Below are 11,742 nucleotides of genomic sequence, written 5' to 3' on the forward strand. Positions count from 1 at the left end.
GCCACCCGGCGGCGCCGGGTGACCGCTGCGCTACCGTACGTCGGTTCCGATGGACGTCCCGACGCGAAGGGGGCCGCGTGCGTATCGCCTGCGCCGGAGGGGGGCCCGCCGGGCTCTACCTGGCCGTGCTGGCCGCGATCCGGTCCGGGGGCCGGGACGAGGTCGTCGTCCTCGAGCGGAACGAGCCCGGGCGCACCCACGGCTTCGCCGTGACGTTCGGTGAGGACCTGCTCGACGACGCCTTCCGCAACGACCCGGCCGGGGGAGCCGCGCTGCGCCGCGCGGCCCGGCTGTGGAGCGCCCAGGAGATCCGGGTCGGCGACCACCGCCCGGCGCACGTCGGCGGCAAGTACGGCTACAGCATCGCCCGCGTCGAGCTGCTCGACGTGCTGGCCCGGCGGGCCGAGCAGCTGGGCGTGCGGATCGAGTACGGCCGGGCCGTCGAGTCCCGCGAGGAGGTCGACGCCGACGTCGTCGTCGCCGCCGACGGCATCGGCAGCCGGCTGCGCGGCGCCCGCGCCGAGCACTTCGGCACGACGATCACCGACGGCGCCAACCGCTATGTCTGGCTCGGCGCCGACCGCGATTCGGACACCTTCGTCTGGGACTTCCAGCGCACCGACGCCGGCTGGATGTGGATCCACCTGTACCCGTCGTCGAACGGGCTCAGCACCTGCATCGCCGAGTGCGAGCCCGGCACCTGGACGGCGCTGGGCCTGGACGCGATGTCCGGGCCCGAGGCCATCACGCTGATCGAGTCGGTCTTCGGGCGCACCCTCGGCGGGTGCCGGATCGTCGAGCCGCCCGGCGGGCTGGACGCGCAGCCGTGGCTGCGCTTCCGGGAGGTCCGCAACCGCACCTGGCGCGACGGCGAGCTGGTCCTGGCCGGCGACGCCGCGCACACGACCCACTTCGGCATCGGCTCGGGCACCGTCCTGGCGATGCAGGACTCGATGGCGCTGGCCGACGCGCTGTACGGCACGGACGGCGCGGCCGGTCGCGACGTCGTCGACCTGCGGGACGGGAACGGCCGCGGTGCCGCGCTGGCCGCCTACGACGCGCGCCGGCGGGCCCAGGTCGGGCCCGTCCAGGACGCGGCCCACCGGAACATGCAGTGGTTCGAGCAGGCCGGCCGCCAGCTGGAGCGGGCCGACGACCCGGTGGACTTCGCCTGGTCGCTCGCCGACCGGCGCGGGGACATGGGGCGGATCCACTACCAGCTGCACCGGGCGACCCAGGTGCCCGCGCTGCGCCAGGTCCGCCGCGGCCTGACCACGGCCCGGCGGGTGCGCCGCGCCGTGCTGCGGGAGGCGTCCGGCCGCTCCCGCGGACCGCAGGACTGATCCGGACCGCCATTCGGCGTATCTGCACGCACCGTCACCGAGTCGGAGCGCTCGCGCCCTTGAGGTGCGCCCGGGCGCTTGTACGTTGTGTCGCACAACGTTGACGGACTGCGATCGGTGGGACGCGTGAAGATCGTCTGCATTGGCGGTGGACCTGCGGGTTTGTACCTCTCGGTGCTGGCCCGGCTGCGGTCGGGGGGCCGCGACGAGGTCGTGGTGGCCGAGCGGAACGAACGGGGGACGGCGTCCGGCTTCGCGGTCACTCTCGGTGAGGACGTTCTGGACGAGTTCTTCCGGACGGACCCGGTCGGGGCCGAACGGGTGCGGGCCGCCGCCCACATGTGGGACTCGCAGGTGGTCGAGGTGGCCGGCGAGCGGGTGCACCTCGGTGGCCGCTACGGCTACGCGATCGGCCGCGCACGGCTGCTGGAGCTGCTCGCCGAGCGCGCCGAGGAGCTCGGCGTGACCCTGCGGCACGGCACGGCCGCGGCGGCGGGCGGCGACGTCGCGGCCGACCCGCTCACCGCGGACGCGGACGTCGTGGTCGCCGCCGACGGCGTCAACTCCGCGGTACGGACGGCGCGGGCGCCGGCGTTCGGGACCCGGGTCGCGCACGGCGCCAACCGCTACGCCTGGTTCGGCACCGGCAAGCGGTTCCGGCCGTTCACGTTCGCGTTCGAGCCGACCGAGGCCGGCTGGGTCTGGTTCCACGCCTACCCGGCCGCGGACTGCCCGAGCACCTGCATCGTCGAGTGCGCGCCGGAGACCTGGACCGGTCTCGGCCTGGACCGGATGGACCCCGGCGAGGGCAGGCGGCTGCTCGAACGGATCTTCGCCCGCGCCCTCGACGGCCACCAGCTGATCGCCCCGCCCGGCGTGGACGCCTCGCCGTGGCTGCGGTTCCGCGAGATCCGCACCATGTCCTGGCGGGACGGCAACGTCGTCCTCGCCGGGGACGCCGCGCACACCACGCACTTCGCGATCGGCTCCGGCACCGTGCTCGCGGTGTCCGACGCGATCGTCCTGGCCGAGCACCTGTACCCGCGCGGCAGCACCGGCACCGACGACGTCGAGGCCGCGCTGGCCGGCTACGACGCCTGCCGGCGGGCCGCGATGGCCCCGGTGCACCAGCTGGCGCGCGCGAGCATGGAGTGGTTCGAGACCGTGCCCGCCCGGCTCGCCACCGCGGACGCGCTGGAGTTCTCCTGGTCGCTGCTGGACCGGCGGCACGACCAGGGGCGGCTCAACCAGCGGCTGCACCGCGCCACCCAGGTCGAGTCGATCCGCCGGGTCCGGCGCGGCCTCACGACGGCGCGGCGGGTGCGCCGGGCGCTGCGCCGCAAGGAGATCAACCCGCGGCTGACCCTGCGCTGAGCGGAGCTTGCGGAGCGAACATCTGCGCTGCGCCGCTCAGGCCTGGTCCCTGGCGGCCTCCTTCCCCATGAGGGAGTGCCTGCGGCCGTAGACGGCGTAGACGACCAGGCCCAGCGCCAGCCAGGCCGCGAACCGGATCCAGGTGTCCAGGTTCAGGTTGAGCATCAGGTAGAGGCAGGCGAGCGCGGTGAGCGCCGGGACGACCGGCGAGAACGGCACCCGGAACGGGCGCTCCAGGTCGGGCCGGGTCCGCCGGAGCACCGGCACCGCGACCGCGACGATGATCATCGCGGCGAGGGCGCCGATCGAGACCATGTCGGCCAGCGCCGTGATCGGGGTGAAGGCCGCGATCGCCGCGCAGACCACGCCACCGATGATCGTCATCCGGTGCGGGGTGCCCCAGCGCGGGTGCGCCGTGCCGATCTTCTCGGGCAGCAGGCCGTCGCGGCCCATCGCGAAGCCGATCCGGCCGATCGTGACCAGCTCGACCATCATCACCGAGGTGAGCCCGGTGACGGCGCCGAGCGCGATCAGCGCGCCGATCCAGGGCAGGCCCACGCGCGAGAACGCGGCGGCCAGCGGGGCACCGGTGTCGATCTCGGTGTAGGGGACCATCCCGGTCAGGACCAGCGACACGCCCACGTAGAGCAGCGCGCACACGCCGAGGGCGCCGAGCAGGCCGATCTTGAGGTCCCGGTTGGGCCGCCGGGTCTCCTCGCCGAGGTTGGCCAGCGCCTCGAAGCCGGTGTAGGCGAAGAAGACCACCGCGGCCGCGCTGAGCATGCCGCCGATGCCGTAGACGGTCGGTTCCAGGCCGAACACGCCGGAGACGACCGGCTGGGTGAACACGCTGCCCCCGCCCTCCGGCGGCTGGGCCTGCGGGATGAACGGCGTCAGGTTGGCCGGGTCGACGTAGAACACGCCGACGGCCAGGATCAGCACGCACACCGCCAGCTTGACCAGCACCAGCGCGTTCGTCAGCCAGGCCGACTCGCGGATGCCCACCACGGCGACCACGGTGAGCACCGCGATGATCGCGACGGCGCCGACGTTCACGGTCGCGTCCTCGCCGAACCACTCCGGCGGGAGCCCGAACAGCTCCGACAGGTAGCCCGACCAGCTCCGCGACACGACCGCGAGGCCGAGCCCGAACTCGAGCAGCAGGTCCCACCCGATGATCCACGCGAAGACCTCGCCGAGGGTGGCGAACGCGTAGGTGTAGGCCGAGCCCGCGGTCGGGACGGACGAGGCGAGCTCGGCGTAGCAGACCGCGGCCAGCCCGGCGACGATCGCGCCGATCAGGAACGACAGCGTGACGGCCGGGCCGGCGTGCTGCTGGGCCTCCACCCCGGCGAGGGTGAAGATGCCGGTGCCGATGATGATGCCGACGCCGAAGCCGACCATGTCCCGGGCCCGCAGCGTGCGCTTCAGGGGCGACCCGCCGCCCTCACCGTCCACTCCGGCCAGTCCGCGGGCCAGGATCCGTTCCACCGGCATCGTGCGGGACCACCCCACGCCGTCACCCCCAGGTCGATCGACTGCCGGGTGACCGTATGCCGCCCGGACCGGTGACGCCCGCCGGGACGCGCACGAGTCCGGATCGTTACCCGGCGTGCGACGCGCCGGCGCGGCGTTTCGCGGGTGGGCGTGCCGGGAATGCCCGCGACCGGCCGACTCGATGAGAGGTGAGCGATGACCGGCTTCTTCGGTCCCGGCGACCCGCGGGGCCCCGTGCACCGGATCGACCTCACCCGCCTGATGAGCGCGGGTGCCCGGGAGATCATGGCCAGGGCCGCGCAGGAGGCGATGGAGCGCGGTGACACCGACCTGGACGCCACGCACATCCTGCTGGCCTGTGCCCGCAGCGAGACCACCCGGCGCTGGATCGCCCGGGCCGGCGGCGACCCGGACGTCATCGCGCGCACCCTCGAGGAGCGCCTGCCCCGGACCGACGGGGCCGACAACCGGCCACCGGCGCTGACGCCGTCGGCGAAGCGGGCCCTGCTCGACGCGCACCAGATCTCGCGCTCGCTCGGCTCGACCTACATCGGCCCCGAGCACCTGCTGCTCGCGCTCGCCGCGAACGAGGAGTCCGCGGCCGGGCGGCTGCTGGCCCGCTCCCGCTTCACCCCCGGCTCGATGGCACCCGGACCCGGGCCGCAGCCCGGGGCCGCCGCCCCCGCCGGCGGCCCCGTCCCCGAGCAGCCCGAGGTGTCGACGCCGACCCTGGACCAGTACGGGCAGGACCTCACCGCCGCCGCCCGCGGCGGCCAGCTCGACCCGGTGATCGGCCGCGACGACGAGATCGAGCAGACCGTCGAGGTGCTGTCCCGGCGCACCAAGAACAACCCGGTGCTGATCGGCGAGGCCGGCGTCGGCAAGACCGCCGTCGTCGAGGGCATCGCCCAGCGGATCGCCGACGGCGAGGTCCCGGACACCCTGCGCGGGCGCCGCGTCGTGCAGCTCGACCTGGCCGGCGTCGTCGCCGGGACCAAGTACCGCGGCGACTTCGAGGAGCGGATGCGGACGCTGATCGAGGAGATCCGCGAGCACACGAACGATCTGATCGTCTTCATCGACGAGCTGCACACCATGGTCGGTGCGGGCACCGGTGGCGGCGAGGGTGGCGGCGCGATGGACGCCGGCAACCTGCTCAAGCCGGCACTGGCCCGGGGCGAGCTGCACGTCATCGGCGCCACCACGCTCGACGAGTACCGGCGCCACATCGAGTCCGACTCGGCGCTGGCCCGGCGGTTCCAGCCGGTCATGGTGCCGGAGCCGTCGGTCGAGGACACGGTCGCGATCCTGCGCGGGCTCGCCGACCGGTACGAGGCACACCACCAGGTGCGCTACACCCCGGAGGCGCTGCGCGCCGCCGTCGAGATGTCCGACCGGTACGTCACCGAACGGTTCCTGCCGGACAAGGCGATCGACCTGCTCGACCAGGCCGGCGCCCGGGTCCGGCTGCGCACCCGCACGCCGACCGTGGACCGCCGCGAGATCGAGCACCGGATCGAGCAGCTGACCCGGGACAAGGACCAGGCCGTCGCGCACGAGGACTACGAGAAGGCCTCCCAGCTGCGCGACGAGATCACCGCGGCCCGGGAGCACCTCGCCGCCGACCCCACCGACCCGGACCGCAAGGCGCCGGTGGTCGGCGTCGACGAGATCGCCGAGGTCGTCTCGCGCGCCACCGGCATCCCGGTCACCCAGCTGACCGAGGCCGAGCGGGACCGGCTGATGAAGCTGGAGGACGAGCTGCACCGGCGCGTCGTGGGGCAGGACGCCGCGGTCACCGCCGTCGCCGAGGCCATCCGCCGCTCGCGGTCCGGGCTCGGCGACCCGGACCGGCCGGTCGGGAGCTTCCTGTTCCTCGGCCCGACCGGTGTGGGCAAGACCGAGCTCGCCCGCGCGCTCGCGGTGGCGCTGTTCGGCGACGAGGACCGGATGGTCCGGCTCGACATGAGCGAGTACGGCGAGAAGCACACCGTCGCGCGGATGGTCGGTGCCCCGCCCGGCTACGTGGGCTACGGCGAGTCCGGCGAGCTGACCGAGGCGGTGCGCCGCAGGCCGTACTCGGTGCTGCTGCTCGACGAGATCGAGAAGGCCCACCCGGACGTGTTCAACACCCTGCTCCAGGTGCTCGACGACGGCCGCCTCACCGACGGCCAGGGCCGCACCGTCGACTTCCGGCACACCGTCGTCATCATGACCTCGAACGTCGGCTCCGAGCTGATCACCGGGCACGGGATGACGCTCGGGTTCGGCTCGGCTGCCTCCCGGGAGGCCTCCGCCGCGGAGCGCGAGGACGCCGTGCTGCGGGAGCGGCTGATGCCCCGGCTGCGCGAGGTCTTCCGGCCGGAGTTCCTCAACCGGATCGACGAGACGATCGTGTTCCGGCGGCTCGACACCGAGCAGCTCGCCGAGATCACCCGGCTGCTGCTCGACGACACCCGGTCCCGCCTCGCCGCCCAGGACATCGGATTCGACATCTCCGAGGACGCCGTCCGGCTGCTCGCCGAGCACGGCTACCAGCCCGACTTCGGGGCCCGCCCGCTGCGCCGCACCATCCGGCGGGAGCTGGACAACCCGCTGTCGGCGATGCTGCTCGACGGCCGCATCGGTCCCGGCCGGTCGGTGACGGTGGACGCGGACGACGGCGAGCTGGTGATCGAGAGCACGGCGCCCGCGTCGGTGTAGGGCTGTAGCTCATACTTCCGGGCCATCCGTTTAGACATGCGAATGTATGCATGGGTAGGGTGTGCGGCATGGGGCACGGACACGGGCACGGCGGGGCGCAGACGGACCGGCGGCGGCTGGCGGTCGCGCTGGGCGTCACCGTGTTCACCGCGGTGGCCGGCGCGCTCGGCGCCCTGCTCACCGGCTCGCTCGCCCTGCTCGCCGACCTCGGGCACCTGCTCACCGACTCCGGGGCGCTGGTCGCGGCGCTGATCGCGTCCGTGCTGGCGGGCCGCCCGGCCACCGACCGGCGGACCTACGGGCTGGGCCGGGCCGAGGTGCTGGTCGCGGCGCTGAACGCCCTCACCCTGGTCGCGGTCGTGGTCTGGGTGGCGGTCGAGGCCGTGCAGCGGCTGTTCGAGCCGGTCGGGATCCCCGGCCTGCCGCTGCTCGTCGTCGGCGTGCTCGGACTCGTCGGCAACCTGGTCTCGCTGGCCGTGCTCGCCGGCGGCGATCGCGGCAACATGAACCTGCGTGGCGCGATGCTGCACGTGCTCGGCGACGCGCTGGGGTCGGTCGGGGTGCTCGCGGCCGCCGTCGTGCTCATGACGACGGGCTGGCCCTACGCCGACACCGTCGCCTCGATGGTCATCGTCGCGCTGGTCCTGCCGCGGGCGGTCGGGCTGCTCCGCGAGGCCTCGCACGTGCTGCTCGAGGGCGCGCCGAAGGGCGTCGACGCCGGCGCGGTCAAGGACGCGCTGCTCGGCGTGCCGGGGGTGACCGACGTGCACGACCTGCACCTGTGGGCGATCAACGACCGCACCCCGGCGATGTCGGCGCACCTGGTGGTGGACGAGGAGGTCTCGGCGCACTGCGGCGACGGCTCGGTGCTCGACCGGGCCGCGCACGTGCTGCGCGAGCGGTTCGGGCTGGACCACTCCACCCTGCAGGTCGAGCACGACGCGCACACCGGCCACGAGAACCACTGCGGCTGACTCAGCCCGCCAGGTGCGACCAGCGCGGCGCCAGCTCCGACCACGGACCCTCGTCGGCGACCCGGCCGTGCTCGAGCACGACGACCCGGTCGGCCCGGGCCAGCGCGGCCCGCTTCGTGCTCGCGCCGACCACCGTGCTGCCCCGGCGGCGCAGCGCCGCCCACAGCTCGATCTCGGTGCGGACGTCCAGCGCCGAGGACACGTCGTCGGCGACGATCAGTTCCGCGTCCGTCGCGAGCGCACGGGCCATCGCCAGGCGCTGCACCTGCCCGCCGGACAGCCGGATGCCCCGGTGGCCGACGACGGCGTCCGGCCCGCCGGCCGCCGCCACGTCCGGGCCGAGCCGGGCGTCGTCGACGGCGGCGCCGATCGGGCGCCGGTGCCCGAGGGCGATGTTGTCGCCGAACGAGCCGGACAGCACCCGCGGGACCTGCCCGACGTACGCGACCTGGCCGGGGCGCAGGAACCGCTGCGGGTCGTCCACGGCACGCCCGTTCCACCGGATGACGCCCTCGTGCCCGACGAGCCCGGCCAGCCCGGCGAGCAGGCTGGACTTGCCGGCGCCGACCTGGCCGGTGACCAGCACCAGCGAGCCGGCGTCGACGTCGAGGTCGACCCCCTCGACGCCGACGGTGCCGTCGTCGTGCACGGCCGTCAGCTTCTCCAGGCTCAGCCGGTGCAGGGGTTCCCGCGGCGCCGGTGCCGGGGCCGGCGCGGTACCGGCCACCAGGTCGACGCCGGCCGGGAGGGCGGTGAGGTCCGCGGACCCGGCGAACGGGGCGACCGTCCGCAGCCAGCGGCGCGCGATCGGCGCCTCGGTGACCGCGGCCGCGCACACCTGACCGAGGAACCCGGCCCCGTTCAGGGTGGTCGACACCAGCAGCGCGGTCGCCAGGTCCCACGTCCCGGCCGCGTAGAGCGCCCAGGTCAGCACCACCGCGGCCTGCACGAGCAGGCCCGGCACGCCGTCCAGCAGCGTCCGGATCCGGTACTCGCGCACCGTGGCCCGGACCCGGCGGGCGTCGACCGCGGAGAGGTGCGCCCGCACGGCCCCGGTCGCCGCGGCCAGCTTCACCGTCCGCACCGCGTCGAGGGTGGACCCGAGCGCGGTGCCGAACCGGGCGCGGGCGTCGGCCGCGCGCCGGCCCGCCCGCCCCGCGAACGGCGCGCCGAGCGCCGCGACCGCCGCGCAGAGCAGCAGGAACGCCCCGATGACCGCGGCGACCCGCACGTCACCCGCGACGAGGCCGGCCGCCACGACGACGATCACCGAGTTCGTGACGTCCACCCAGCGGTCGACGTAGAGCGTGAGCCGGTCCGAGTCGAGCGCGCGGGCCACGACCTCGCCTGCCGGCGCCCGCCCGGACCGGTGCTGCATGGTCTGGCCGCGCAGCACGGCCAGCCGCAGCCGGAGGGTGACCGCCGACCACCAGCGAGGGTAGGTGCGGAACGCGACCGCGATCCACAGCGGGAACAGCAGCAGCACCCCGGTGAGGGCGATCGCCGGGGCCCACGGCGCGGCCCCGTCCTGCAACGAGGCCGCGACCAGCCCCCACAGCCAGCCGGTGACCACACCGGTCGCCCCGGCGAGGGTGGCGAGGGTGAACATGAGCCCGCCCGCCAGGCCCCAGCGCTTGTGCGCGAACGCCAGGCGCAGGACCGCCCGCCACAGCGCGGGCGCGGGCGCCGGTGCCGCGGCGGGCGCCGGCCGCCGCCGGGTACGGCGGGCGATCGGGTCCGGGTCGGGCGCCGTGCCCGGTGCGAGCGTCGCCACCCGGGCCCCGGTGCCGCCGCCGGGCATCACGACCGCGCCGGGAAGGTGCGGGGAGCCGACCGGGGCGACCCCGTCGCCGCCCGCGCGGCCGGCCGCCGTGCCGCTGCTGCCGGTCGGGCCGTCGCCGCCGGCGTCGTGCTCGCCGGCCGTGCGCCCGGCGTGACTCGGCCCCGGGGCGCCGTGTTCCGGATCGCCGTGGTCGGCGGCCAGCAGGTCGGCGTAGCGGCCCGGCTCGGTGGCCAGCCGGGTCCGGTCACCGTGCTGGACCAGCCGCCCGTCCTCCAGGACCGCGACGGCGTCGGCCCGCCGGACCGTCGACAGGCGGTGCGCGACGACGATCCCGGTCCGCCCGGACAGCAGTGCCCGGGAGGCCCGGTTCACCCGCTCCTCGGTGCGCGGGTCCATCCGGGCGGTCGCCTCGTCGAGCACGACGACGGCGACGTCGCGCACCAGCAGCCGCGCGAACGCCACCAGCTGCTGCTCCCCGGCCGAGAGCGTCACCCCGCCGCTGCCGAGCCGGGTGTCGAGCCCGTCCGGCAGCGCCGCGACCCAGCCGTCCAGCCCGAGCGCGGACACCGCTTGCGCCACCGCGGAGCGGGACACGGCCGGGTCGAACAGCGTGACGTTCTCCGCGAGCGTGGCGGCGAGGATCTCGGTGCGCTGGGTGACGACGCCGACCGCGCGCCGCAGGTCCTCGAGACCGGTGTCGCGGACGTCCCGGCCGCCGACGAACACCTGGCCGCGGGGCGGCTCGACCGCCCGGGACAGCACCTTCGCCACGGTGGACTTGCCGGAACCGGTCCGGCCCAGCAGCGCGCACGTCGTCCCGGCCGGGACGACGAGGTCGATCCCGGCCAGCCGGAACCCGCCGTCGTAGCCGGCGGTGAGGCCGCGCAGCTCCACCGCGGCCGGCCCGGCGGGGACCGGGGCGCCGCCCACCGGCTCCCGCTCGGCGTGCAGCAGCGACCGGACCCGGGTGAGCGCGCCGACGCCGGCCTGGATGTCGGGCATCCGGTCGACGATCGCGTCCACCTGGGACACGAACGCGGTGACCAGGATCCACAGCGACACGAGCGCGGCGATCCCGCCCGGGTCGCCTGCGACCAGCCACACCCCGCCGAGCGCGACCGCGCCCAGCAGGGCGTGCGCGACGAACCCGGTCCGCAGGCCGACCTTCGTCGCCGCGACGCTGACGGTCTGCACCCGCCGGAGCACCTCCGCCGCGCGGGCGGCGAACCCGGCGACCACGTGCGCCTGCCCGAGCGAGGTGCGCACGTCGTCCTGCCCGGCGATCGCCTCCTCCAGCTGCGCGGAGTGATCCGACCATGCCGCCTCCTCGGCGAGCTTGGCCCGCGCGACCACCGGTGTCAGCGGCCGTGCCACCAGCACGATCAGGCCGGCGACCAGCGGGAACGCGAGCCAGGCCGGCCAGAACACCAGCCCGGCGACGACCCAGGCGAGCACCGAGCGCAGCAGCGCGCGGCCGGTCTCCCAGCCGATCCGCCGGAACAGCGTGGCGAGCTGGCGGGAGTCGTCGTCGACCCGGTCGAGCAGCTCACCGACCGCCTGGTCCTCCAGGCGGGGGAGCGGCTGGGCCAGTGCCGCGTCCAGCAGGTCGGCCCGCAGCCGCCCCTCGGCGCGGCTCACGACCCCGGCGAACAGCAGCCGGCCGAGGGTGTCGAGCGCCGCCGCGCCGAGCAGCAGCGCCCCGAGCACCGCGACCAGCGCCGGCGACGGCCCCACCGCGACCCGGCCGGCAACGGTCGCGGCGACCGCCTCCGCGACCGCGGCGACCACGGCCGCGGTGACCGCGACGGACGACGCCGCCCCGCTCAACCGCCGCCACGACAGCGCGCGCACGTCAGGACACCCCCGCAGGACCGGACCGGGAGGCACGGGATCTCCGGCGCCGGTCCGCGGGCGACGCTAGCCCCGGCCCCCGGCCGGAATCGCCCGGTTTTCCGCTGCGGGCCGGCACCTCACACCGGTTGACGGTGCGACACACCCGTTGCACGGGGTGTGCCGCGGCGCGAACGGGTGTGACGACGAGGGGGCCTCTATTTCATCAAGCGTTGAG

Annotated in this window: 6 protein-coding genes; 4 read left to right on the forward strand and 2 right to left on the reverse strand. The window is 75.4% G+C overall.

All coding sequences use genetic code 11. The features are described 5' to 3' along the window. The first annotated feature begins 77 nt into the window (after window positions 1-77). Window positions 78-1,343 (forward strand): FAD-dependent monooxygenase, encoded by a 1,266-nt coding sequence (locus H7X46_RS10730; RefSeq protein WP_370588702.1) that lies wholly within the window; start codon window positions 78-80, stop codon window positions 1,341-1,343. Between the two features lie 126 nt (window positions 1,344-1,469). Then, a complete protein-coding gene (locus H7X46_RS10735; RefSeq protein ID WP_186359262.1) occupies window positions 1,470-2,717 on the forward strand; it encodes an FAD-dependent monooxygenase in 1,248 nt (415 codons plus the stop codon). 36 nt (window positions 2,718-2,753) lie between these two features. On the opposite strand, the gene H7X46_RS10740 is transcribed toward H7X46_RS10735, so the two are convergent. Then, the gene (locus H7X46_RS10740; protein ID WP_186359263.1) at window positions 2,754-4,232 is read right to left on the reverse strand and encodes an amino acid permease; all 1,479 of its coding nucleotides are present in this window, start codon (window positions 4,230-4,232) and stop codon (window positions 2,754-2,756) included. A 177-nt stretch (window positions 4,233-4,409) separates the two neighbouring features. Here H7X46_RS10740 and H7X46_RS10745 point away from each other — a divergent pair, with 177 nt between their 5' ends. Then, entirely contained in the window at window positions 4,410-6,917 is a 2,508-nt protein-coding gene (locus H7X46_RS10745; protein ID WP_186359264.1) for an ATP-dependent Clp protease ATP-binding subunit, read from the forward strand. Window positions 6,918-6,985: 68 nt separating this feature from the next. Next, complete coding sequence (locus H7X46_RS10750) at window positions 6,986-7,891, forward strand: cation diffusion facilitator family transporter (protein ID WP_186359265.1); 906 nt, start codon at window positions 6,986-6,988, stop codon at window positions 7,889-7,891. A gap of 1 nt (window position 7,892) precedes the next feature. Here the strand turns inward: H7X46_RS10750 and H7X46_RS10755 are convergent, their stop codons facing one another. Next, entirely contained in the window at window positions 7,893-11,525 is a 3,633-nt protein-coding gene (locus tag H7X46_RS10755) for an ABC transporter ATP-binding protein (RefSeq protein ID WP_222131266.1), read from the reverse strand. Window positions 11,526-11,742: the final 217 nt, after the last annotated feature.

The sequence above is a fragment of the Pseudonocardia sp. C8 genome (assembly GCF_014267175.1).
GTDB lineage: Bacteria > Actinomycetota > Actinomycetes > Mycobacteriales > Pseudonocardiaceae > Pseudonocardia.

Coding starts and splice junctions, on each gene's coding strand:
- H7X46_RS10745 (WP_186359264.1), top strand. CDS start 4,410: ATGACCGGCTTCTTCGGTCCCGGCGACCCGCGGGGCCCCGTGCACCGG.
- H7X46_RS10750 (WP_186359265.1), top strand. CDS start 6,986: ATGGGGCACGGACACGGGCACGGCGGGGCGCAGACGGACCGGCGGCGG.